This is a genomic window from Polaromonas sp. DSP2-3-2b2, from assembly GCF_049895905.1.
Classification (GTDB): Bacteria; Pseudomonadota; Gammaproteobacteria; order Burkholderiales; family Burkholderiaceae_C; genus Polaromonas.
In genome coordinates this window covers 25501-50028 of sequence record NZ_JAFCTH010000022.1, presented here as the reverse complement: position 1 = coordinate 50028, position 24528 = coordinate 25501, and the positions used below count along the sequence as shown (strand labels likewise).

Here is a 24528-nt window from a genome sequence, read left to right as displayed (position 1 = left end):
CACACGTTAACAAGATGAAGGGCGCTGTTGAAGCGCACCTCCAGGTCAAAACGAAATTACGGAGAATTAAAGATGGCAATGGCAATTACTGCAAAGATGGTCGCTGAACTGCGCGCCAAGACCGACGCACCCATGATGGAATGCAAAAAAGCGCTGACCGAGGCCGAAGGCGACTTTGACAAAGCGGAAGAACTGCTGCGCGTCAAGCTCGGCAGCAAAGCTGGCAAGGCAGCGTCCCGCGTCACGGCCGAAGGCGTCGTGACCATGGCCCGCGAAGGCGACCATGCCGCGCTGGTGGAAATCAACTGCGAAACCGATTTCGTGACCAAGAACGACAGCTTCCTGGCCTTTGCCAATGCGGTTGCCGAAGGCGTTGTCAAGAACAATCCTGCGGACCTTGACGCCCTGGCTGCGATGCCGCTGTCCATGGACAGCTTCGGTCCTACCGTCGAAGATGTGCGCAGGGGCCTGATTGGCAAGATCGGCGAAAACATGACGGTGCGCCGCTTCAAGCGTTTTGCCGATGGCAAGTCGGCGGCCTACCTGCACGGCACGCGCATTGGCGTGGTCGTGGAGTTTGAGGGCGACGAAGCCGCCGCCAAGGACGTGGCCATGCATGTGGCGGCCATGAAGCCAGTGGCCCTGTCCAGCGCCGATGTGCCCGCCGATCTGGTGGCCAAAGAGCGTTCGGTTGCCGCCGCAAAAGCTGCGGAAGACGCTTCCGTCGCACAAGCCGCTGGCAAGCCGGTCCAGTCCGCTGAAATCGTGGCCAAGCGTATCGAGGGCGGAGTTCAGAAATACCTGAAGGAAGTCAGCCTGAACAACCAGACCTTCGTCAAGAACGACAAGCAGACCGTCGAGCAGATGCTCAAGGAAAAGGCGACCAGCGTCAAATCCTTCACGCTGTATGTTGTCGGCGAAGGCATCGAAAAGAAGGTTGACGATTTCGCTGCCGAAGTCGCCGCCCAGGTGGCTGCCGCCAAGGGCGCCTGAGCTTTTGCGTTCACCCGGAAGGTCGTTTTTTTTATTCATTCACCCCATCACGAAAGCTTCTTCATGCCAGCCTACAAGCGCATCTTGTTAAAACTGTCAGGAGAGGCCCTGATGGGCGATGATGCCTTCGGCATCAACCGCGCGACCATCGTTCGCATGGTGGAGGAAATTGCCGAGGTCACGCGCATGGGCGTGCAGGTGGCCGTGGTCATTGGCGGCGGCAACATCTTTCGCGGCGTGGCCGGTGGCTCGGTCGGCATGGACCGCGCAACGGCCGACTACATGGGTATGCTGGCCACTGTCATGAACGCACTCGCGCTGGGCGACACGATGGACAAGGCTGGTCTGATTGCCCGGGTGATGTCTGCGATTGGCATCGAGCGCGTGGTCGAGCCCTATGTCCGGCCCAAGGCGCTGCAATACCTGGAAGAGGGCAAGGTGGTTGTCTTCGCGGCAGGCACGGGCAACCCTTTCTTCACCACCGATACCGCAGCTGCCTTGCGTGGCGCTGAAATCGGTGCTGAAATTGTGTTGAAAGCCACCAAGGTCGATGGCGTTTATTCTGCAGATCCCAAGAAAGACCCGCTGGCCACGCGTTACACCAGCATCACTTTTGACGAAGCCATCGGCAAGAATCTCGAAGTGATGGACGCGACGGCGTTCGCCCTGTGCCGCGACCAGAAGCTGCCGATCAAAATCTTCAGCATATTTAAGCTGGGTGCGCTCAAGCGCGTGGTCATGGGCGAAGATGAAGGAACCCTGGTTCACGTTTGAGCCGGCCTGTCGCTAGCGCCGTTTTTGCATTTTTTTGAATTCAGTCATCAGGAGATTCGATAATGAGCATTGTTGAGATCAAGCAGCAGGCAACGCAAAAAATGCAGCAGTCCCTGGAATCGTTCCAGCACAACCTGACCAAAATCCGCACCGGCCGCGCCAACCCTGGCCTGCTCGACAGCGTGCATGTGGACTATTACGGCTCCATGGTGCCCATCAGCCAGGTGGCCAACGTGGCGCTGCTCGATGCCCGCACCATCAGCGTCTCGCCGTGGGAGAAGGGCATGGGCGCCAAGATCGAAAAAGCTATTCGCGATTCCGACCTGGGTCTGAATCCGGCGTCGCAGGGCGACCTGATCCGCGTTCCGATGCCAGCCATGACCGAAGAGCGCCGCAAGGAACTCACCAAGGTCGTTCGCGCCGAGGGCGAGCATGCCAAGGTGGCGATCCGCAACCTGCGCCGCGATGCCAATGACGGCGTCAAGAAACTGGTCAAGGACAAGCTGGCCTCCGAGGACGACGAACGCCGTTCGCAGGATGAAATCCAGAAGTTCACCGACCGTTTCATTGCCGACGTGGACAAGATGGTCGCCGGCAAGGAACAAGACCTGATGGCGGTTTGACGTCGCCCGACCTGGCCTGAACCAGCCCATGGCCACTTCAGCCTTGACTGTTCCGCATCACATCGCCATCGTCATGGATGGCAATGGCCGATGGGCCAAGAAACGCTTTTTGCCACGCATCGCGGGTCACAAGCAGGGCGTCGACGCGCTCAGTGACTGCGTGAAGGCCTGCCTTGTGCGCGGTGTCCGCGTGCTGACGGTGTTTGCGTTTTCCTCCGAGAACTGGAACCGGCCGTCGGACGAAGTTTCCGGATTGATGGATCTGCTGGTGCTGGCGCTGGCCAAGCAGGTGCCGCGCCTGAACGACAACGGCGTGCGGCTTCACTTCATCGGCGACCGCCAGCGGCTTTCCAGGAGGGTCCAGGCCGGGCTGCTGGAGGCTGAATTCAACACGGCGGCAAACCAGCGCCTGGTCTTCAACGTGTGTTTCAACTATGGCGGACGCTGGGACATTGCCCAGGCGGCCCAGAAACTGGCCAGCCGGGGCGAAGCCATCACCGAGCGGTCGCTGGACCAAGCGATGGCGCTGGCGCATGTGCCAGATCCTGATCTCTTGATCCGCACCGGTGGGGAATTGCGCATCAGTAATTTCATGCTCTGGCAGGCGGCCTATTCAGAACTGTATTTTTCAGCCAAGCTCTGGCCTGAATTCGATGAGGCGACACTCGACGAAGCGATTGCCGCCTACAGCGCCCGCGAGCGCCGCTTTGGCCAGACATCGGCCCAGCTGGGCACCCAGCTAAAGGTTTCCAACGAAAATGCTGCCTGATGCTTAAACAGCGTGTCATCACCGCCATCGTCCTGCTGGCGATTTTGCTTCCTGCGCTTTTCTACAAAACGCCGGCTCCTTTTTGCGCCCTGGCCTTGCTGATGATTGCCGCAGGTGCCTGGGAATGGGGTAGTCTCAATGCCTTTGGTCAGGCTGGCTCTTTCGGGCTGGCAGCGCTGTGCGTGCTGGCATGCGGCTTGTCGTGGTACGGCGGCCTGCTTGACCGGCCACTGCCCCTTCTGTGGGCTGCTGCCGGTGCGGCCTGGGTGCTGGCAGGCGCCTGGCTGTTGCGCGCCGGCGTTGCTGGCTGGCCCAGAATTCCAAGGGCGTTGCGTCTTTCCGGCGGCCTGGTCGCGCTATGGCTGGCGTGGCTGGCGATTGCGCAAGCGCGTGTCATGGGCATTGAATTCCTGCTGTCCGTGCTGGTGCTGGTCTGGGTCGCCGACATCTTTGCCTATTTCGCTGGCCGCGCCTTGGGCGGGCGCTTCAGCAAGGGCAAGCTGGCGCCGTCGATCAGTCCCGGAAAAAGCTGGGAAGGCGTCTGGGGCGGCATGGCCGGTGTGGTCGCGCTTTCGCTGGTCTGGTCTTTCTGGGGCGGCAACACGCTCTACGGCCAGCTGGCGCAGCGCCACGGCATTGCCCTGATGCTGCTGGCCGTGATTTTTCTGGCAGCCATGAGCGTGGTCGGCGATCTGGTCGAGTCGCTGGTCAAGCGCAGCGCTGGTGTCAAGGATTCCAGCGGGCTGCTGCCCGGCCATGGCGGCGTGCTGGACCGCGTCGATGCGCTCTTGCCTGCCTTGCCGCTGGCCATGATGCTCGTCACCCTGTAACCCTTCCTGGCCGAAATCTCTTCCACATGACCTTCGAAAAGCAGCGCATCACCGTTCTGGGTTCGACCGGCTCCGTTGGTGTCAGCACGTTGGAGGTGATTGCACGGCACCCTGAGCGTTTCGAGGTGTTTGCGCTGAGTGCCGCCACCCGGGTCGATCTCATGCTGGTCCAGTGCGCGCAGTTCAAGCCGCAGTATGCGGTGATGGTCAGCCAGCCGCATGCGCGGCTGCTGGCTGAAAAAATTAAGGCAAATAGGCTGCCTACGCAAGTCCTGTATACGCAAGATGCTCTTGAAATAATAGCGTCGCATGATCAGGTCGATGCGGTGATGGCGGCGATCGTCGGCGCTGCCGGATTACCGTCCTGCATGGCTGCCGCCCGCGCCGGAAAGCGCCTGCTGCTGGCCAACAAGGAGGCGCTGGTGGTCGGTGGCGATGTGTTCATGCGGGCCGTTGAAGCCGGGGGCGCCAGGCTGCTGCCGATTGACAGTGAGCATTCGGCCATCTTTCAGTCACTGCCCGATGACGCGTCCAGCTGGCCGCACCGGGTTGAAAAAATCATCCTGACCGCGTCGGGCGGACCGTTTCGCACCCACGCGCCCGCCAGCTTGCGCGAGGTGACGCCCGAGCAGGCCTGCGCGCATCCGAACTGGGTGATGGGGCGCAAGATTTCGGTCGATTCGGCCACCATGATGAACAAGGCGCTCGAAGTCATCGAGGCCAAATATCTGTTCGGTATGGCACCTAGCCAAATTGAAGTGGTGATCCATCCGCAAAGCATCATCCATTCCATGGTGCAGTACCACGACAGCTCGGTGGTGGCACAGCTGGGAACGCCCGACATGCGGGTGCCGATCGCCTATGGCCTGGCCTGGCCCGAGCGCATCAGCTCCGGGGCAAAAACGCTGGACTTCAGAAACCTGGCGAGCATGACGTTCGAAGTCCCTGACGATGCGCGCTTTCCGGGCTTGCCGCTGGCCTGGGAGGTGCTCAGGGCGCCCGTTGGCAGCGCCGCTGTCTTGAATGCCGCCAATGAAATCGCGGTGGCCGCCTTCCTGGACGGGCGAATCCGCTTTGACCATATTCACCAGGTCAACCATGCCACCCTGGAGGCGGTTGGCGTCTCCGGCATTCACGATATTGAAGGCCTGCTCGCGCTGGACGCCGAGTCGCGCCGCGTAGCGGGTCAAATCGCCCAAGGTCTGGAGTCCTGACATGCTCACACTGCTTTCCTTTCTGGTAACGCTTGGCATCCTGATTGCCGTGCATGAGTACGGCCACTACCGGGTGGCCGTGGCCTGCGGCATCAAGGTGCTGAAGTTTTCCATCGGTTTTGGCAAGCCGCTCTTCACTTGGCGCCTCAAGGGCAAGGACACCGATTTTTCCATCGGCATGCTGCCGCTCGGCGGCTATGTGAAGATGCTCGACGAACGGGAGGCGCCGGTCGATCCGGCCGAGCGCCACCTGGCGTTCAACACCCAGCCGCTCAAGTCGCGCGCAGCGGTTGTGGTGGCCGGGCCGCTGGCTAATCTGCTGCTGGCCGTGTTGCTGTATGCCGTGGTGAACTGGAGCGGTGTGCAGGAACCCAGGGCGGTTCTGGCCAGCCCGGTGGCCGGTTCATTGGCGCAGCAGGCTGGGCTGACCGGCGGCGAGATCGTCCAGAAGGCGGCTTTTGAAGGCGATGAACTGGAAACGCTTCGCTCGTTTGAAGACCTGCGCTGGCGCCTGACGCAAGGCGCGCTCGACGGACAAGATTTGCAGCTGGTGCTCGGCGACGAGGCCGGCGCATCGACACGAACGGTTATGTTGCCGCTCAGCCGGCTCGATGCCGCTGATGCCGATGCCCAGCTGTTCCGGAAAATCGGCATTGTCGGGCCGTGGACCGCGCCGGTGATCGGCGAGGTCATGGCGGCCAGCGCCGCTGAAAAATCCGGCCTGAAGGCGGGCGACGTGGTCCAGCGCATCGGCGACATCTCGATCGTCGACGGCCAGCAGCTGCGCGAAACCATCCGCGCTCACGCCCAGTCGCCAGGCGCGGATCAGGGCGCCGTGATGCCGCAACGCTGGCAGATCCTGCGCGCAGGCCAGCCAATGGCCCTGCAGGTCATGCCCGAAATCAGCCGGGAGAACAATGTCGCGGTGGCCCGCATTGGCGCTTTTGTTGGCGCGCCGCCTGAATTTGTCACGGTGCGTTACGGACCGATCGATGGCTTGTGGCAAGGCGCTGTCCGTACCTGGGAAGTGTCCGCGCTGACGCTCAAGATGATGGGCAGGATGGTCATTGGCGAAGCATCGCTGAAGAACCTGAGCGGCCCGCTCACCATTGCCGACTACGCCGGCAAGTCCGCCACCCTGGGATGGACGTCCTATCTGGTATTTCTGGCCCTGGTCAGCGTCAGCCTGGGCGTGCTCAACCTGCTGCCGCTGCCGGTTCTGGACGGTGGGCACCTGATGTATTATCTTTGGGAATGGATCACCGGTCGGGGCGTGTCAGACGCCTGGATGGACCGTCTGCAGCGCGGTGGCGTTGCGATTCTCCTGGGCATGATGAGCATCGCCCTTTTCAACGACGTCGCCCGGCTTGTCGGCTAACTTCTACCAATTCATGCAAAAGCAATTCAATCATTTCAAAGTTCGTGCCGTCTGCGCCATTGCCGCCAGCATGTTGTTCGCGAATGCGGCTTGGGCCGTCGATCCCTTTACCGTCCGGGACATCCGGGTGGAAGGACTGCAGCGCGTCGAGCCCGGCACCATTTTTGCCTCGCTGCCTTTCCGGGCCGGTGAAACCTACAACGACGAAAAGGGCTCCAGCGCCATTCGCGCCCTGTTCGGCTTGGGCCTTTTCAAGGATGTCCGGCTCGAAGTCAACGGCGATGTGCTGGTGGTGATCGTCGAGGAGCGCCCCACCGTGGCCGACGTGGACTTTGTCGGCACCAAGGAGTTTGACAAGGAAGTGCTGAAAAAAGCGCTGCGCGATGCCGGCATTGCCGACGGCCAGCCGTTCGACAAGGCGCTGGCCGACAAGGCCGAGCAGGAACTCAAGCGCCAGTACATCAACAAGAGCCTGTACGGCGTCGAGGTGATTACCACCGTCACGCCCATCGAGCGCAACCGCGTTAACCTGACCTTCAATGTGGTCGAGGGCGACGTAGCAAAGATCAGGGAAATCCGCATCACGGGCAACAAGGCGTTCAGCGAATCGACGCTGCTCGGCCTGTTCGACCTGGACACCGGCGGCTGGCTGAGCTGGTACACCAAGTCCGACCGCTATTCGCGCGCCAAGCTCAATGCGGACATTGAATCGCTGCGTTCCTATTACCTGTCGCGCGGCTACCTGGAGTTCAAGGTTGATACCACGCAGGTGGCGATTTCTCCCGACAAGCAGAGCATTGCCATCACCCTGAACGTGACCGAAGGCGAGCGTTTCGTGGTGTCCGGCGTCAAGCTCGAAGGCAACTTCCTGGGCAAGGAAGAAGAATTCAAATCGCTGGTCACCATCAAGCCCGGCGAGCCCTACAACGCCGATGCCGTGGCCGAAACCACCAAGGCCTTCACCGACTATTTCGGCGTTTTCGGCTTCGCCTTTGCCCGGGTCGAGGCGGTTCCCGAAATCGACCGTGCAAACAACCGCGTCGCTTTTGTGCTGCAGGCCGAGCCTTCGCGCCGGGCCTACGTGCGGCGCATCAATGTGTCGGGCAACAGCCGCACCCGCGACGAAGTCGTGCGCCGCGAATTCCGCCAGTTCGAATCGTCCTGGTACGACGGCGACAAGATCAAGCTTTCCCGCGACCGCGTCGACCGCCTGGGATTTTTCACCGAAGTGAATGTGGAAACGCAGGAAGTGAGCGGCACGCCCGACCAGGTGGACATCACGGTCAACGTGGCTGAAAAGCCCACCGGCAACCTGCAGCTCGGCGCCGGTTACTCCAGTGCCGACAGCGTTTCGCTGATGTTCGGCATCAAGCAGGAAAACGTCTTTGGCTCGGGCAACTACCTGGGCATTGAAGTCAACACCAGCAAGTCGAATCGGCAACTGGTGCTGAGCACGATCGACCCGTACTTCACCGCAGATGGCATTTCGCGCTCCATCGACGTCTACGACCGGACCTCGCAGCCGCTGTCAGGGCAGGGCGGCGACTATAAATTGAAGACGCGCGGCGCGAGCATCCGTTTCGGTGTTCCGTTCACCGAAACCGACACGGTTTACTTTGGCTCCGGCTACGAGTCGCTGACGATCGTTCCTGGCTCCAACCTGCCGGTCAGCTACCAGGATTACGCCAACCAGTTCGGCTTCAAGAGCAACTCGATTCCCCTGACGGTCGGCTGGTCCCGCGACAGCCGCGACAGCGCCCTGGTGCCGACAGCAGGACGTTTCCAGCGTGTCTATGGCGACTGGGGTATTGCAGGAGACATCCGCTTTGTTCGCGCCAATTACCAGATCCAGCAATACATTGCGCTGAACAAGCAATTCACGCTGGCCCTGAACGGCGAACTGGGCTGGGGCAAGGGGCTGAACGGCCAGCCTTACCCGCTGTTCAAGAATTATTATTCAGGCGGTTTGGGCTCTGTTCGCGGTTTTGAGCAGGGATCGCTGGGGCCTCGCGACAGCTCCGGCCTTGCCGTCGGCGCACCGAAAAAGCTGACGCTCAATGCTGAACTGATCGCACCGTTTCCGGGCGCCGGAAACGACCGAACCTTGCGCATGTACGGCTTTGTCGATGCCGGCAACGTGTTCAAGGACAGCTATAAACTCAGCGGACCCGATGGCCTCAGGGCGTCTACCGGCCTGGGCATCAGCTGGATTTCCCCCATCGGCCCGCTGCGCATTGCCTATGCCGTTCCGCTGCGTAAACAGGCCAGCGATAAAATCGAACGTTTGCAATTCCAAATTGGTACCTCTTTCTAATGAAAAATTTTTCCAGCAAAATTCTCCTCGGCTTGGTGATTGCGGTCGCCGGCTTTTCGGCCAGCGCGCAGGAATTCAAGGTGGGCGTCGTCAACCTGGACCGCATTTTCCGCGAAGCCAATTCGGCCAAGGCGGCACAGACCAAGCTGGAGCAGGAATTCAGCAAGCGTGAAAAAGAGCTGACCGACCTCGCGGCCCAACTCAAGACCCAGTCGGACAAATTCGAGCGCGAAGCGCCGACGCTGGCGGAAAGCCAGCGCACGCTGCGCCAGCGTCAACTGGTCGATCAGGACCGCACCTTCCAGACAAAACGCCGTGAATTCCAGGAAGACCTGAGCGCCCGCAAGAACGAAGAACTACAACTGGTCATCGAGCGCGCCAACAAGGTCGTCAAAACCCTGGCGGAAACCGAAAAATACGACCTGATCCTGCAGGAATCGGTGTACGTGAATCCCAAGCATGACATCACTGACAAGGTGATCAAAGCGCTCAACGCTTCCAAGTAATTTCCGGTGGCGCGCGTACGCATGAGCGTGGAAAGGGCGGGTGCCGCATGACGCTCAGACTTGCTGACATCACCCGGCTGCTGGCCGATCAGGCGCCGGCCGAGTTGGTGGGCAACCCGGAAGTGCTGATTGACCGGCTGTCCACCCTGGAAGCGTCGGGACCAAACGAACTGACCTTTCTCAGCAATCCAAAGTACCTCGGCCAGCTTGCGCAATCCGCGGCGGGCTGCGTGATCGTCGCGCCTTCAGTCCGCGATGTCGCGTTGAAGCGCGGTCCGTGCATCGTGGTGGACGATCCCTACCATTACTTTGCACTGGTCACCCAGCTCTGGAAACGGCTGCATGCGCCGGATGCCGCGCCGGCCATCCATTCGAGTGCCATCATTGACCCAACCGCCCGCATCGGCCCGAATGTGTCGATAGGCGCATTCGCCTGCATTGATGCCGGTGCGGCGATTGGCGAAGGTGCGCGAGTCGGCGCGCATTGCGTCATTGGTGCGAATGCCTCCATTGGCGCCCGCAGCCGGCTTTCGGCGCGCGTGACAGTCGCTGACGGCTGCAGCATCGGAGAGCGCTGCATCATCCATCCCGGCGCCGTGATTGGTGCGGACGGATTCGGCTTTGCGCCGCACGGCGGCCAGTGGGTCAAGATCGAGCAACTGGGCGCGGTACGCATCGGCAATGACGTGGAAATCGGTGCCAATACCTGCATTGACCGGGGCGCCTTGCAGGACACAGTGCTGGAGGATGGCGTCAAGCTCGACAACCTGGTGCAGATCGGCCACAACGTGCGGGTAGGCCAGCATTCCGCGATGGCGGGCTGTGCCGGCGTCGCCGGCAGCGCGACGATTGGCGCGCATTGCACCGTGGGCGGCGGGGCGATCGTGCTGGGCCATTTGCACCTGGCCGACGGCGTGCATGTGTCGGCCGCCACGACTGTGACCCGGTCACTGTCGAAGCCTGGCCACTACACCGGCCTTTTTCCCATCGACGACAATGCCGCCTGGGAAAAAAATGCCGCCTCGCTCAAGCAGCTCTATACGCTGCGTGAACGGCTGAAACAAACAGAAAAAACCCTGCGGCAACTGCAGGCTCGATTCAAAGAAGAAAAATCATGATGGATATTCACCAGATTCTCAAGTTATTGCCGCACCGCTATCCTATTTTGTTGGTCGACCGGGTGCTGGAGATTGAAACCGGTAAAAGTATCAAGGCGCTGAAGAACGTCACCATCAACGAGCCTTTTTTCATGGGCCATTTTCCCAAGCATCCGGTCATGCCCGGCGTGCTGATGATCGAGGCCATGGCGCAGGCGGCGGCGCTGCTGTCGTTTTCCACGCTGGGTGTCACGCCAGACGACAAGACGGTTTATTACTTTGCGGGCATTGACGGGGCACGCTTCAAGCGCCCGGTGGGGCCTGGCGACCAGCTGATCATGGACGTCGAATTGCTGCGCATGAAAGCCGGCATCTTCAAGTTCAAGGGCGTGTGCCGCGTGGACGGAACTCTGGCCTGCGAAGCCGAACTGATGTGTACCATGCGCACTGTTGCTTGAGGCGAGCCTGAACATGACCTTGCCAGCCGCGTCCGGCATCCATGTCACCGCCCTTGTCGATCCCCTGGCCCAGCTCGACAGCTCGGTCAGTGTCGGGCCTTACACAATCATCGGCCCCCATGTCAGGATTGGCGCGGGCACGACGGTCGGCGCGCATTGCGTGATTGAAGGCCACACAAGCATCGGCCGCGACAACCGGATTTTCCAGTTCAACTCGCTGGGCGGTGTGCCGCAGGACAAGAAATACGCGGGCGAGCCCTGCGAACTGGTGATTGGCGACCGCAACACGATCCGGGAGTTCTGCACCTTCAACATCGGCTCGCCTGGCGACAGCGGCGTGACGCGCCTGGGCGATGACAACTGGATCATGGCTTATGTGCATGTGGCGCATGACTGTGTGGTGGGCAACCACACGATCTTTGCCAACAACACCACGCTGGGCGGCCATGTGCAGATTGGCGACTGGGTGATCCTGGGCGGCTTTACCGGGGTGCACCAGTTTGTGCGGCTCGGTGCGCACAGTTTTACCGCCGTTTCTTCGGTGCTGCTGGCCGATTTGCCGCCGTTTGTGATGTGCCAGGGCCAGCCGGCCAAAGCGCGCTCGATGAACTTCGAAGGCCTGCGCCGCCGGGGATTTTCGGCGGACCGCATTTCGGCCGTCAAGGCCATGCACAAGGTGTTGTACCGCGACGGGCTGACACTGGAGCAGGCCAAAGACGGCATTGCCACACTGACAGAAAAGTACCCGGAGTCCCGGACGGACGTGCAGATGATGCTCTCGTTTCTGGAGCAGACATCGCCCCGGCGTGGCATCGTTCGCTAGGGCGATGATGCCGGTGGCGCCATCTCCTTTGCCGCACCGCGAAGGGGCGGCGCCCCACATTGCCATGGTGGCGGGCGAAACGTCTGGCGACTTGCTGGCCGGCCTGCTGCTGTCCGGCCTGAGGGCCCGCTGGCCTGCGCTGAAAACGGGTGGCATCGGCGGTCCGCGCATGGCAGGACAGGGTTTTGAGATCTGGTGGCCAAGCGAAAAACTGGCCGTGCGCGGTTATGTCGAGGTGCTGCGTCACTACCGCGAAATCGCCGGCATCCGCGAGCAGCTGAAAAACCGTTTGTTGACGGGCCCGGACCGGCGTCCCGATCTCTTCATCGGCATCGACGCGCCTGATTTCAACCTGGGTCTGGAAGCGGCGCTGAAGGCTGAAGGCGTCAAGACGGTGCAGTTTGTCTGCCCGTCCATCTGGGCTTGGCGGGCCGACCGGGTTGAAAAAATCAGGCGCAGCGTGGACCATGTGCTGTGCATCTTTCCTTTCGAGCCGGCCTTGCTGGCCGCGCACGGGATTGCCGCGACCTATGTCGGCCATCCGCTGGCGGCCGTGATTCCGATGCAGCCTGACCGCCAGGCGGCCCGGCAGGCGCTGGGCTTGCGTGACCAGGATACGGTGGTCGCCATTTTGCCGGGCAGCCGCAAGTCGGAAATAGAGTACCTGGCTTTGCGATTCTTTCGGGCTGCAGCGCTTGTAAGGCATGCACAACCAGCTATCAAATTCATAGTCCCCGCGATTCCCGCGCTGAAAAGCCGGATTGAGCAGCTGGCAGATGTTGCCGGTATTCGTGCCGATGTGCAGATTGTCGTGGGCCAGTCCCACGCCGTGCTGGCGGCCTGCGATGTCACCTTGATCGCCAGCGGCACCGCCACGCTGGAAGCCGCGCTGTTCAAGCGGCCGATGGTGATTGCCTACAACATGAACTGGCTGTCGTGGCAGATCATGCGGCGCAAGCAGCTGCAGCCCTGGGTCGGCCTGCCCAATATCTTGTGCCGTGATTTTGTCGTGCCTGAACTGCTGCAGGACCAGGCCTCGCCCGAGGCGCTGGCGCAGGCGCTGCTCGAATGGGTTGGTGCAAAATCGTCGGCTCCGGAAAAAATAAGGGCTGTCGAACAACGATTCACCCAGCTGCATGCCGAACTGCAGCGAGACACTTCCCAACTGGCCACCGATGCAATCCAGAAAATTCTTGAAACCTGAGCAGACTGTTTTTTCGTGGGACGCGCCCGGCCTGATGGCGGGCGTCGACGAGGCCGGACGCGGGCCGCTGGCCGGGCCGGTCGTCGCGGCGGCCGTCATTTTGGACCCGTTCAATCCCATCACGGGCCTGGCGGATTCGAAAAAACTCACGCCCCTGCGGCGCGAGAAGCTGTATGACGAGATCCAGGCCAAGGCGCTGTGCTGCTCGATTGCAATGGCGACCGTGGAAGAAATTGACCGCCTGAACATCCTGCAGGCGACCCTGCTGGCCATGAAGCGGGCGGTCGAAAGCCTGCGGCTCAAGCCGGCCAAGGTGCTGGTCGATGGCAACCAGCTGCCCCTGCTGCTGATTTTGGCCGAGGCGATTGTCAAGGGTGATGCGCTGGTGCCGGCGATTTCGGCGGCCTCGATTCTGGCCAAGGTCTACCGCGACCGCTGGTGCAGCGACTATGACCTTCAATACCCGCAATATGGGTTTGCCGGCCACAAGGGCTATGGCACGGCCGCGCACTTGGCCGCCTTGCGCCAGCACGGCGCCTGCCCGCAGCACCGGCGCTCGTTTGCGCCGGTTGCCGGAGTATTGCAATGAGCGGCGGCTTTTCCGTTTCTGTCACGCATGTTTCGTCGCGCGACAACGTCCTGATCAAGGAGCTGCACCGCCTGTCGCACGACAACACCGCCTACCGCAAACAGGGCCGCGTCTGGCTGGAGGGCGACCATTTGTGCCGCGCCGCGCTGGCGCGCGGCCTGAAACCTGCCCTAGCCGTGTTTTCAGAGTCTTTTTGGCCTCTAGCGCAAGCCCAGTATTCGCAGGCAGCTATTAAAAACATAGTGATCGCTGATGCCTTGCTGCCCGAGATCAGCGGACTCGAATCGCCAGCACACATGGGCTTCGTGCTCGAATTGCCCGTCGCGCCCGAACTCCAGCCCGGCGCGGCGTCGGTCATCCTGGACCGCGTGCAGGATGCCGGCAATGTCGGCTCCATCCTGCGCAGCGCGGCAGCCTTCGGCTTTGGTCAGATCATCGCGCTCAAGGGAACGGCGGCGCTGTGGTCGCCAAAAGTGCTGCGCGCCGGCATGGGCGCGCATTTTTCCCTGCGCCTGGTCGAAGGCGTAGAGCCCGATGCCTTGGCTGCGCTGACCGTCCCGATCGTGGTCACCAGTTCGCACCACGGCAGTTTTCTGCACCAGCAAGCCTTGCCGATGCCGTGCGCCTGGGCCATGGGCCACGAAGGGCAGGGCGTCAGCGACGAGTTGATGGACAGGGCCCGCCTGAAGGTCCGCATCGACCAGCCCGGAGGCGAGGAATCGCTCAATGTGGCCGCCGCCGCCGCGATTTGCCTGTACGCTAGTTCGCTGACTTTGCATTGCAGCTGAACTGAAGCAGTAAAAGGCAGCGGGCGCTCTCCCTTCGCAGCCCAGCAGGGGCCGCGGAACCGACTCCGCCGGGCCGCAGGCGCAACGGCCCCCTCGGGGGGCAGGAAGCTACACGAAGTGAGCGACCGTGGGGGCGTTATATAATCGTGGGCTTTTCAAATCCCAGCTTCGCCCAAGCGCATACAAAGCAAAACCCATCCACAAAAGCAGCCCGCAAGCGTCTGACCCGACGTTTCTGGCGCACGCTTGGGCGAACCGTACAACCGGAGAACCCAGTGCTTTTGTCTCTTCAGGGAAATACCCCGCCCGCCATTTTGGCGCTCGCAGACGGCACGGTCTTTATTGGCAATTCGATTGGAGCTGCGTGCTCCACGATCGGCGAGGTGGTGTTCAACACTGCCATGACCGGCTATCAGGAAATCCTCACGGACCCGAGCTATTGCCAGCAGATCGTCACCCTCACTTATCCGCATATCGGCAACTACGGCATCAATGCCGAGGATGTTGAGTCCAGCAAGGTGCATGCCGCCGGCCTGATCATCAAGGACCTGCCGTTGATTGCTTCGAACTTTCGCTCGACCATGACCCTGGCCGAATATTTGGTCCGTGAAAACATCGTGGCGATTGCCGGGATCGATACCAGGCAATTGACGCGCCACCTGCGTATGCACGGTGCGCAAAACGGCTGCATCCTGGCGCTGGCGCTTGGCGAAGCCATCAGCCAGCCGGCCATCGACAAGGCGGTTGCCATGGCCAAGGCCGCGCCCAGCATGGACGGCCTCGATCTGGCCAAGGTCGTGTCGAGCAAGTACACCTACGAATGGACCCAGACCGAGTGGAAGCTCGGCTCGGGCTATGGCATGCAGATCACGCCCCGCTTTCATGTGGTCGCGTTCGACTTCGGCGTGAAGAAAAACATCCTGCGCATGGTTGCCGAGCGCGGCGCGCGCATCACGGTAGTGCCGGCGCAGACCTCTGCAGCCGACGTGCTCAAACTCAATCCCGACGGCATTTTCCTGGCCAACGGCCCGGGTGACCCGCAGGCCTGCGACTATGCGATTGAAGCGGTTCGCGAACTGATCGAAACTGGCATCCCGACCTTTGGCATCTGCCTTGGCCACCAGATCATGGCCCTGGCCGGTGGCGCCAAGACCTTCAAGATGAAGTTCGGCCACCACGGTGCGAACCATCCGGTGAAAGACCTGGACACCGGCCGCGTCAGCATCACCAGCCAGAACCATGGCTTTGCGGTCGATGAAAAAACCTTGCCAGCCAACCTGCGCCCGACGCACATCAGCCTGTTCGACGGCACGCTGCAGGGACTGGCCCGCACCGACAAGCCGGCGTTCTGCTTCCAGGGCCACCCGGAAGCCTCGCCCGGACCCCACGATATTTCATACCTGTTCGACCGCTTCACGGCGCTGATGGCGCAAAGCCAGGAGAAGAAGAATGCCTAAGCGCACAGACATTAAGTCCGTCCTCATCATCGGCGCCGGCCCGATCATCATCGGCCAGGCCTGCGAGTTCGACTATTCCGGCGTGCAGGCCTGCAAGGCATTGCGCGAGGAAGGCTACAAGGTCATCCTGATCAACAGCAACCCGGCGACGATCATGACCGACCCGGCGACGGCCGACGTCACCTACATCGAGCCGATCACCTGGCAGACGGTGGAAAAAATCATCGCCAAGGAGCGGCCCGACGCGATCCTGCCGACCATGGGCGGCCAGACGGCGCTCAATTGCGCGCTCGATCTGTGGCGCAATGGTGTGCTAGAAAAGTACGATGTCGAACTGATCGGCGCCAAGCCCGAAGCCATCGACAAGGCCGAGGACCGCCTGAAATTCAAGGACGCGATGACCAAGATCGGTCTGGGTTCCGCCCGCTCCGGAATCGCGCACACCATGGACGAAGCCTGGACCGTGCAGAAGACGCTGGGTTTCCCGACCGTGATCCGCCCCAGCTTCACGCTGGGCGGCACCGGTGGCGGCATTGCCTACAACCCCGAAGAATTCGAGGAAATCTGCAAGCGCGGCCTGGAAGCCTCGCCAACCAACGAGCTGCTGATCGAGGAATCGCTGCTTGGCTGGAAAGAGTACGAGATGGAAGTGGTTCGCGACACGGCCGACAACTGCATCATCGTGTGCTCGATTGAAAATTTGGACCCAATGGGCGTGCACACCGGCGATTCGATCACCGTGGCGCCGGCCCAGACCCTGAGCGACAAGGAATACCAGATCCTGCGCAATGCGTCGCTGGCGGTGCTGCGCGAAATCGGCGTCGATACCGGCGGCTCGAATGTGCAGTTTTCCATCAACCCCGACGACGGCCGCATGGTCGTCATCGAGATGAACCCGCGCGTCTCGCGTTCGTCGGCGCTGGCCTCCAAGGCAACCGGTTTCCCGATTGCCAAGGTCGCCGCCAAGCTGGCCGTGGGCTACACGCTCGACGAGCTGCGCAACGAGATCACTGGCGGCGCGACGCCAGCGAGCTTCGAGCCCAGCATCGATTACGTCGTCACCAAGATTCCGCGTTTCGCATTCGAGAAATTTCCGACCGCCGACGCGCGCCTGACGACGCAGATGAAGTCGGTCGGCGAAGTCATGGCCATGGGCCGGACCTTCCAGGAATCGTTCCAGAAAGCCCTGCGCGGGCTGGAAGTCGGCGTTGACGGCATGAACGAGAAAACCCAGGACCGCGAAGTGCTGGAAAAGGAACTCGGCGCGCCCGGACCAGACCGCATCTGGTATGTGGGCGATGCGTTTGCCATGGGCCTTTCCGTCGATGAAGTCTTTGAACTGACGAAAATCGACCGCTGGTTTCTGGTGCAGATCGAGCAGATCGTCAAGATCGAACTGGAACTGGAAACCACGACGCTCGACAAGATCGACGCCGTCACCTTGCGCGCGCTCAAGCAAAAGGGGTTTTCGGACCGCCGCTTGGCGCGCCAGCTCAAGACCACCGACACGGCCATTCGCCAGAAGCGCATCGAACTGAATGTGCGCCCGGTGTACAAGCGCGTGGACACCTGCGCCGCCGAGTTTGAAACCAATACGGCCTACCTGTATTCGACCTATGAGGCCGAAGGAAGCGAGTGCGAGGCGGCGCCTACTGACAAGAAAAAGATCATGGTGCTGGGCGGCGGACCCAACCGCATCGGCCAGGGCATCGAGTTCGACTACTGCTGCGTGCACGCCGCCATGGCGATGCGCGAGGACGGCTACGAAACCATCATGGTCAACTGCAATCCCGAGACGGTTTCGACCGACTACGACACCAGCGACCGCCTGTATTTCGAGCCGCTGACGTTGGAGGACGTGCTGGAAATCGTCGACAAGGAAAAGCCGTTTGGCGTGATCGTCCAGTATGGCGGCCAGACGCCTTTGAAGCTGGCGCTGGATTTAGAGGCCAACGGCGTTCCCATCATCGGCACCTCGCCCGACATGATCGACGCGGCCGAAGACCGCGAGCGCTTCCAGAAACTGCTGCACGCGCTCGAATTGCGTCAGCCGCCCAATGCCACGGCCCGCACCGAGCCCGAAGCGCTGGAAAAGGCCGCCGCGCTCGGTTACCCGCTGGTGGTGCGCCCGAGCTACGTGCTGGGCGGCCGCGCCATGGAAATCGTGCACGAGCAGCGCGACCTGGAGCGCTACATGCGCGAAGCCGTCAAGGTCAGCCATGACTCGCCGGTGCTGCTGGACCGCTTCCTGAACGACGCCATCGAATGCGATGTGGACTGCATCCGTGACGCCGAAGGCAAGACCTTCATCGGCGGCGTGATGGAGCACATCGAGCAGGCCGGCGTGCACAGCGGCGACTCGGCTTGCTCGTTGCCGCCGTATTCGCTGAGTGCCGAAACCATTGTGGAGATCAAGCGCCAGACCGCCGCCATGGCCGAGGCTTTGAACGTGGTCGGGCTGATGAATGTGCAGTTCGCCATTCAGCATATCGACGGCCTGGATGTCATCTACGTATTGGAAGTCAATCCACGCGCATCGCGCACCGTGCCTTTCGTGAGCAAGGCGACCGGCGTCCAACTGGCCAAGGTCGCGGCGCGCTGCATGGTCGGCCAGTCGCTGGCGTCGCAGGGCGTGGTGCATGAAGTCACGCCGCCTTATTTCAGCGTCAAGGAAGCGGTGTTTCCCTTCGTCAAGTTCCCCGGCGTGGATACGATTCTCGGCCCCGAGATGAAGTCCACCGGCGAGGTGATGGGCGTGGGCAAGACCTTTGGCGAGGCGTTCGTGAAGTCGCAGATCGGCGCCGGCACCAAGCTGCCGACCTCTGGCAAAGTCTTCCTGACGGTCAAGAACAACGACAAGGCGCGCGCGGTCGAGGTGGCACGGGCGCTGGTCGAACTCAAGTTCGAACTGCTGGCCACCAAGGGCACGGCGGCGGCCATCACGGCGGCGGGCATTGCCTGCAAGGTGGTCAACAAGGTCACCGAAGGCCGGCCGCATGTGGTGGACATGATCAAGAACAATGTCATTGCGCTGGTCATCAACACCGTGGAAGAGCGCCGCAATGCGATCGCCGACTCGCGGCAGATCCGCACCTCGGCCTTGCTGGCCCGGGTGACGACCTACACGACCATCGCCGGCGCCGAAGCGGCGGTTGAAGGCATGAAGTACCTGGACAACCTGAGCGTGCATTCGATTCAGGAACTGCATGCCCAGCTCGCCGCGCAGGCGGCTTGATCGATCAGGTGAAACACCCGGTTGACCTTGTCGAACATGCATTAAACTAAAACGTCAAGACGATTAAACATGCCGCTGCCAGGTGACTGGTGGCGGTTTCGCATTTTGCAGGACCAGAACATGACCACCTTACCCATTACCAAGCGCGGCGCGGAAAAGCTGAAAGCCGAATTGCACAACCTCAAGACGGTTCAGCGCCCCTGGGTCATCAATGCGATTTCCGAGGCCCGGGCGCAGGGCGACCTGAGCGAAAACGCCGAATACGAAGTGGCCAAGGACCGCCAGGGCTTCATCGAAGGACGCATTCAGGAAGTCGAAGGCAAACTGTCTGCTGCCCAGATCATCGATCCGACCACCTTCGAGCCGGGAACCCGCGTGGTGTTTGGCTCGACCGTGAAGCTGGAAGATGAAACCACCGGCGAAAGCGTGACCTACCAGATCGTCGGCGAGGACGAAGCCGACATCAAGCTCGGGCTGGTCAACATTGGCTCGCCGATTGCCAGGGCACTGATCGGCAAGGACGAGGGCGACAGCGCCGAAGTGCAGGCACCCGGCGGCATCCGCCGCTACGAGATCGTGACCGTCAGCTACCTTTGATGCGTGCGCCGGTGCGTCAGCGGATCGGGCTGCTGGCGGCGGCCCTGTGGTGGGGCAGCTTGACGGCTCTGGCTTTTGTCGTGGTGCCGATGCTGTTCGTGCACCTGGGCAGTCCTGCAGCGGCCGGCGCGATGGCCGCCCGGCTCTTTGGCGCGCAAACCTGGATCAGTTCGGGCTGCGCCTTGCTGATGCTCATCGTTTTCAATCAAAAAGGTGCCCTTGCGCAAGCTGCGCCTGCACAGACAGCTATGAAATTCGTAGTGGCCGGAATGTTGCTGGCCTTGCTGGTCGAATTTGGCGTTGCGCCGCGCATTGTCAGCGCCCGCGCTGACGGCGGCAACCTGCGGTTCTGGCATGGACTGGGCAGCGCGATGCTTCTGGGCCAGTGGCTGTGCGCCGGGTTGACGCTGTGGCGCCTGAGTGCCCGGCCGACGCGGTAGGCGCCAGCGCAGACCCATGCTTCAGTCAGCTGCGTTCGGCCGCTTCCAGCGTATTGACCAACAGCATGGTGATGGTCATCGGGCCGACGCCGCCAGGAACCGGCGTGATGTAGCCGGCGACTTCCTTCACGCCTTCAAAATCCACGTCACCGCAAAGCTTGCCTTCTTCGTTGCGGTTCATGCCGACGTCGATCACCACCGCGCCGGGTTTCACCATGTCGGCGGTCAGCACGTTGCGCTTGCCGACGGCGGCCACGATCACGTCGGCCTGCAGTGTCATCGCCTTGAGGTCTTTCGTGGCGCTGTGGCAGATGGTGACGGTGGCATTTTTCTGCAGCAGCATCAGCGCCATCGGCTTGCCGACGATGTTGCTGCGCCCAATCACTACCGCATGCTTGCCGCGCAGGTCGTAGCCAATGCTTTCCAGCATCTTCATGCAGCCGTAGGGCGTGCAGGGCCAGAAGCCCGGCTGGCCGACCATCAGCGCGCCGGCGCTGCCGATGTGAAAACCGTCCACATCCTTGGCCGGCGAGATCGCCTCGATGACCTTTTGCGCGTCGATATGCGCTGGCAGCGGCAACTGCACCAGGATGCCGTGAATCGCCGGGTCGTTGTTCAGCGCCTCGACGCGCGCCAGCAAGTCGGCTTCCAGCATGTCGGCCGGGTAGCGCTCCAGCACCGAATGCAGGCCGTTGTCTTCGCACGCCTTGACCTTGTTGCGCACATACACCTGGCTGGCCGGGCTGTCGCCGACCAGCACCACGGCCAGTCCCGGCGTGATGCCGCGGGCGCGCAGAAGCGCGACGCGCTGGGCGACTTCGGTGCGCAGTTGGCGTGAAAGGGCGTTGCCATCGATGAGTTGGGCGGTCATGTTCTTGAGTTTCAAGTAAAAATGTCCGTCAGCGCATATGCCACGGGCGTGAGGTGCTATTAAAAACGAGGTATCTGGTGGGGCTCAAGCCTTGGGCGTGGTGGAGCCCAGTGCAATCTTGAGCAGGTCCGCGACGGTGTTGGCATTGAGCTTTTCCATGATGTTGGCACGGTGCGCCTCGACCGTCTTGATGCTGATGCCCAGGTCGTCGGCAATCTGCTTGTTCAGGCGGCCGGCGACGATGCGGTCCAGCACCTGCGCCTCGCGCGAGGTCAGCTTGGCCAGCAGCGCGTCGCGGCTGGCCGACTGCTGGTGGTCGTTGAAGGCATCCTTGGCCTGCGCCAGCATGCGCTCGACCAGGTCGACCAGCGCGGCTTCCTGAAAGGGCTTCTGGATGAAATCCATCGCGCCTTTTTTCATCGTGTCCACCGCCATTGGCACGTCGCCGTGGCCGGTAATGAAGACGATGGGCAGCGGCGACTTGCGCTCGATCAGGCGGTCCTGCAGCTCCAGCCCGGTCATGCCGCCCATGCGAATGTCCACGATCAGGCAGGCCACTTCGCGCGCATCGTAGCGGCTCAGGAATGTCTCGGCCGAGTCGAAGCAGCGCACCCGGTAGTCCTTGCCTTCAAGCAGCCATTGCAGCGAGTCACGAACACCTTCGTCGTCATCCACGACATAGACCGTGCCTCTTTTGGGTATCAAACTCATGCCTTGCTTTCTTCGTAAACTTGAATGGAAATGGTGGAGTTTTTTCCAGGAAATGCCTGCAGTTCAGGCGGCAATGCTATCGGTGGCAGACGCTGCCGGTGATGTCAGGGGTATTACCGGAATCCAGAAGGTGAACCGGCAGCCCACGACATCGTCGCCATTGTAGAGGTTGACCGCTTCCAGCCTGCCTTGGTGAGACTCGACGATGCTGCGGCACAGTTTCAGGCCAATGCCCATGCCTTCGGCCTTGGTCGAATAGAAGGCTTCGAACAGGCGTTCCATGACCTCGGGCGACAGGCCCTGACCGGAATCGAGCACCGAGAACTCCACCACGCTCTGGCCGTCGATCTGCTTCGGGATAACCTGCAGTTCCACATTGCGCCGGGCTGTGGGGCGGTGCGACTGGGCAATCGACTCGGCCGCATTTTTCATCAGGTTGATCAGCACCTGCTCGATCAAAATCCGGTCCACCATCAGGTCGGGCAGGCGGGCGGCAATGTGATGGGTCAGCCGCACATGGTGGCGGCGCAGTTCGATTTCCGCCAGTTCCATGGCATTGCTGACCAGCGTGGCCACCTCCGCCGAGGTGCGATTGGGTTCGCTGCGTTTAACAAAAGCGCGAATGCGCTGGATGATCTGCCCGGCGCGCCAGGCCTGCTTGGCGGTTTTTTCCAGCGCCGCCAGCAGGTCGTCGTTGCTGATCTGGTTGGCCTTGATGCGCGACACCATGCCGTTGCAGTAGTTGTTGATGGCGGTCAGCGGCTGGTTGAGTTCGTGGGCCACGCTCGACGCCATTTCGCCCATGGTGATCAGGCGGCTGGCATTTTGGGCGCGTTCGTTTTGCTGGGCGGCCTGCTCTTCGGCATGGCGGCGCGGCGTGATGTCGGTGGCAATCACCATCTGGGCCAGGCGGCCATCGACCCAGGTCAGGTAACGCGAACGCACTTCCAGCCATTTACCCAGTTCGGGAACAAAGATCTCGGCATTGGCGGTCTGCGCATCGGTCAGGGAATCGGTCGGAAAACCGGCCATGCCGTCCACCGCATCAAGGGCATCGCCAGACGGTGCGAAAGTGGGCACGCCCACCTGCGCCACCAGGTTCACATGGCCCGAAGCCTGGCCGCCAAACCAGGAGCGGTACAGCCGGTTGGCAAACAGCAGTTCGCTGCTGCCCATCGGCGCCACGGAAACGGCAGCATCCAGTCCCTCAAGCACCGTGGTAAATCGTTCATAAGAAGCGGTGAGTTCCTCGCGGATGCGCTTGGGCTCGGTGATGTCGGTCATTGACGTCATCCAGCCGGTCTGCTGGCCGTGCGGATCGATCAGCGGCGACACATAAAGACGTGCATCAAAAGTGTTGCCGTTCTTGCGCTTGACACGGACTTCAAATCCACCCACCGGCGTCCGACCGTGCAGTTCGTCGTCAAGCCGGCCCATCAGGGTGTCGATTTCCGACTCGGGCCAGTGCGGGAATGGCGCGGTGCAGCCGACGAGTTCGTCCTCGTTCAGTCCGGTCATCTGGCAAAAAGCCGGGTTGACATACGTGATGCGGCCCTGCAGGTCGAGCGCGCGCATGCCGGTCAGCATCGAGTTTTCCATGGCGCGCCGGAAATGGGTTTCGGTCTGCAGCGCTTCTTGCGCCTGCACCCGGCGCCGGGTATGGCGCCAGTTGCCCAGCAGCATCCACACGGTCAGGGCGCTGAGCGCGCTGACCAGCCAGAAAAAGCCGCTGCCGACCACGCCCTGTGAGGCGCGATAGCCTTCAGCGCGGATCAAGAGGCCATTGCCCACGGGCGACACCGGAATTTCGTATTTGGCCGCGTCTTCGGTCCAGGGCAGGAGCCGCGCCGCGTCATCGCGGGCCGGCGGCAGGTTGCCGGCCAGCACCGTTTCCTTGTCGTCGACCAGGGCAACGGCATATTTGGCCGTGATTTCGGTCGGAATGCCAAAGCGCAGCAGCCCGTCCACCGAATACTCGCCCATGATCACGCCGGCAAACCGTCCCTGTTCATCCAGTGGAACCTGAAGCTGCAGGCTCGCGGCATTGGAGCGCCGCGCGTCCTGCACGAACAGCGGCCGAGAGTACACCGGCTGGCGCAGGTCGCGTGCCAGTTCGAACGTGCCGTCGGTTTCACCGAGCTTGAGTTGTTCGCCGACAGTGCGCGACCCGATAACGTTCGCGCTCGGAGAAACATACGAAGCCTTGATGCGCCGCCGGTTGTCGATCCAGCTGATGGCCATCAGCTCCGGATTCTGGTTGACCAGCGATTCGGCCTGAATCACGAATTCTTCGGCGTTGATCTCGTTATTGGAGACGTCGCGGCCGATTCGCATCAGTTGCTCCTGCCGTTCCAGCAGCCGCAGCCTAAGGCGTTGCTGGGCATATTCGACATCACGGGTGACGGCCTGCTGTTCGCGGTCTATCTCTTCCATGCGCAGGTAGGCAAAGGCGGCGATCACGGCCGCCAGAAAAAGAATGACGGCGAACAGCGGTCCCAGTGCAATGAACCGGTCTTGGCGGGACGGGGACTGTTTGCGCCACCAGCGCCGCCACAGCGCCATGGACGCAGGACTGGCGGTTACGTCAGTGGTGGGGGAAAACGGAGTCTGGGACATAGGAAAAGCTGACGATCTTAGATGAAGAAGCGCTACATGACAGAGTCGGATGCGAATTCATAAGTTCAATGTAAGGCGGGCATGCATATCTTTTAGATTCAATAAAATTTCATAATACAAAATGAATAAGCACTATTTGAAATTAAAAATTAATTGTGAGAAACTAGCGACTTAAACCTAAATTCGGTTTAAAAACGCGTCCTAGACGCGACCCAGGCAGGCCCAATGGCGCCTTGCATCG

22 protein-coding genes are annotated in these 24528 nt (G+C 61.4%); 19 read left to right on the top strand and 3 right to left on the bottom strand.

The genetic code is table 11. The annotated features are described in order from the left end of the window. Nucleotides 1-78: 78 nt before the first annotated feature. From tsf to ACP7AD_RS15475, 19 genes are all read left to right on the top strand, one after another. The gene (gene tsf / locus ACP7AD_RS15565; RefSeq protein ID WP_426148636.1) at nucleotides 79-993 is read left to right on the top strand and encodes a translation elongation factor Ts; all 915 of its coding nucleotides are present in this window, start codon (nucleotides 79-81) and stop codon (nucleotides 991-993) included. 63 nt (nucleotides 994-1056) lie between these two features. Next, on the top strand, nucleotides 1057-1767 hold the full coding sequence (gene pyrH, locus ACP7AD_RS15560) for a UMP kinase (RefSeq protein WP_426148637.1): 711 nt from the start codon (nucleotides 1057-1059) through the stop codon (nucleotides 1765-1767). A gap of 62 nt (nucleotides 1768-1829) precedes the next feature. Beyond that, nucleotides 1830-2390: a ribosome recycling factor gene (gene frr / locus ACP7AD_RS15555; RefSeq protein ID WP_029525124.1), complete on the top strand. Its 561-nt coding sequence runs from the start codon at nucleotides 1830-1832 to the stop codon at nucleotides 2388-2390. Between the two features lie 28 nt (nucleotides 2391-2418). Then, nucleotides 2419-3159 (top strand): polyprenyl diphosphate synthase, encoded by a 741-nt coding sequence (gene uppS, locus ACP7AD_RS15550; protein WP_426148638.1) that lies wholly within the window; start codon nucleotides 2419-2421, stop codon nucleotides 3157-3159. Further along, entirely contained in the window at nucleotides 3159-3989 is an 831-nt protein-coding gene (locus tag ACP7AD_RS15545) for a phosphatidate cytidylyltransferase (protein ID WP_426148639.1), read from the top strand. The genes uppS and ACP7AD_RS15545 overlap by 1 nt, the downstream gene beginning before the upstream one ends. Before the next feature lie 26 nt (nucleotides 3990-4015). Continuing rightward, the gene (ispC, locus tag ACP7AD_RS15540) at nucleotides 4016-5203 is read left to right on the top strand and encodes a 1-deoxy-D-xylulose-5-phosphate reductoisomerase (RefSeq protein WP_426148640.1); all 1188 of its coding nucleotides are present in this window, start codon (nucleotides 4016-4018) and stop codon (nucleotides 5201-5203) included. A 1-nt stretch (nucleotide 5204) separates the two neighbouring features. Continuing rightward, nucleotides 5205-6581, top strand: a complete 1377-nt coding sequence (gene rseP / locus ACP7AD_RS15535) for an RIP metalloprotease RseP (RefSeq protein WP_426148641.1) — start codon at nucleotides 5205-5207, stop codon at nucleotides 6579-6581. Between the two features lie 13 nt (nucleotides 6582-6594). Further along, nucleotides 6595-8895, top strand: a complete 2301-nt coding sequence (gene bamA, locus ACP7AD_RS15530) for an outer membrane protein assembly factor BamA (protein ID WP_426148642.1) — start codon at nucleotides 6595-6597, stop codon at nucleotides 8893-8895. Continuing rightward, complete coding sequence (locus ACP7AD_RS15525) at nucleotides 8895-9401, top strand: OmpH family outer membrane protein (protein ID WP_426148643.1); 507 nt, start codon at nucleotides 8895-8897, stop codon at nucleotides 9399-9401. Before bamA ends, ACP7AD_RS15525 begins: the two co-directional genes overlap by 1 nt. Before the next feature lie 47 nt (nucleotides 9402-9448). Further along, nucleotides 9449-10519 carry a UDP-3-O-(3-hydroxymyristoyl)glucosamine N-acyltransferase gene (gene lpxD, locus ACP7AD_RS15520; protein ID WP_426148644.1) on the top strand — a complete coding sequence of 357 codons (1071 nt, stop codon included), beginning with the start codon at nucleotides 9449-9451 and terminating at the stop codon, nucleotides 10517-10519. Next, entirely contained in the window at nucleotides 10516-10956 is a 441-nt protein-coding gene (fabZ, locus tag ACP7AD_RS15515; RefSeq protein WP_426148645.1) for a 3-hydroxyacyl-ACP dehydratase FabZ, read from the top strand. The genes lpxD and fabZ overlap by 4 nt, the downstream gene beginning before the upstream one ends. 13 nt (nucleotides 10957-10969) lie before the next feature. Continuing rightward, a complete protein-coding gene (gene lpxA / locus ACP7AD_RS15510) occupies nucleotides 10970-11779 on the top strand; it encodes an acyl-ACP--UDP-N-acetylglucosamine O-acyltransferase (protein ID WP_426148646.1) in 810 nt (269 codons plus the stop codon). Between the two features lie 64 nt (nucleotides 11780-11843). After that, complete coding sequence (gene lpxB, locus ACP7AD_RS15505; protein ID WP_426148677.1) at nucleotides 11844-12983, top strand: lipid-A-disaccharide synthase; 1140 nt, start codon at nucleotides 11844-11846, stop codon at nucleotides 12981-12983. After that, the gene (rnhB, locus tag ACP7AD_RS15500) at nucleotides 12955-13572 is read left to right on the top strand and encodes a ribonuclease HII (RefSeq protein ID WP_426148647.1); all 618 of its coding nucleotides are present in this window, start codon (nucleotides 12955-12957) and stop codon (nucleotides 13570-13572) included. The genes lpxB and rnhB overlap by 29 nt, the downstream gene beginning before the upstream one ends. Next, nucleotides 13569-14360 (top strand): TrmH family RNA methyltransferase, encoded by a 792-nt coding sequence (locus ACP7AD_RS15495; RefSeq protein WP_426148648.1) that lies wholly within the window; start codon nucleotides 13569-13571, stop codon nucleotides 14358-14360. The genes rnhB and ACP7AD_RS15495 overlap by 4 nt, the downstream gene beginning before the upstream one ends. A 275-nt stretch (nucleotides 14361-14635) precedes the next feature. After that, nucleotides 14636-15817, top strand: coding sequence for a glutamine-hydrolyzing carbamoyl-phosphate synthase small subunit (carA, locus tag ACP7AD_RS15490; protein ID WP_426148649.1), 1182 nt, complete (start codon nucleotides 14636-14638; stop codon nucleotides 15815-15817). After that, entirely contained in the window at nucleotides 15810-19052 is a 3243-nt protein-coding gene (gene carB, locus ACP7AD_RS15485) for a carbamoyl-phosphate synthase large subunit (protein ID WP_426148650.1), read from the top strand. The genes carA and carB overlap by 8 nt, the downstream gene beginning before the upstream one ends. 120 nt (nucleotides 19053-19172) lie before the next feature. Further along, nucleotides 19173-19649, top strand: a complete 477-nt coding sequence (greA, locus tag ACP7AD_RS15480) for a transcription elongation factor GreA (RefSeq protein WP_029525109.1) — start codon at nucleotides 19173-19175, stop codon at nucleotides 19647-19649. Then, nucleotides 19649-20089, top strand: a complete 441-nt coding sequence (locus ACP7AD_RS15475; protein ID WP_426148651.1) for a DUF4149 domain-containing protein — start codon at nucleotides 19649-19651, stop codon at nucleotides 20087-20089. The genes greA and ACP7AD_RS15475 overlap by 1 nt, the downstream gene beginning before the upstream one ends. Nucleotides 20090-20114: 25 nt before the next feature. On the opposite strand, the gene folD is transcribed toward ACP7AD_RS15475, so the two are convergent. The 3 genes from folD to ACP7AD_RS15460 all read right to left on the bottom strand — a co-directional run bounded on the left by folD (nucleotide 20115) and on the right by ACP7AD_RS15460 (nucleotide 24287). Further along, nucleotides 20115-20960 (bottom strand): bifunctional methylenetetrahydrofolate dehydrogenase/methenyltetrahydrofolate cyclohydrolase FolD, encoded by an 846-nt coding sequence (gene folD / locus ACP7AD_RS15470; protein ID WP_426148652.1) that lies wholly within the window; start codon nucleotides 20958-20960, stop codon nucleotides 20115-20117. 84 nt (nucleotides 20961-21044) lie between these two features. Further along, nucleotides 21045-21671 (bottom strand): response regulator transcription factor, encoded by a 627-nt coding sequence (locus tag ACP7AD_RS15465; RefSeq protein ID WP_426148653.1) that lies wholly within the window; start codon nucleotides 21669-21671, stop codon nucleotides 21045-21047. Between the two features lie 63 nt (nucleotides 21672-21734). Next, nucleotides 21735-24287, bottom strand: coding sequence for a PAS domain S-box protein (locus tag ACP7AD_RS15460; RefSeq protein ID WP_426148654.1), 2553 nt, complete (start codon nucleotides 24285-24287; stop codon nucleotides 21735-21737). Nucleotides 24288-24528 lie beyond the last annotated feature (241 nt).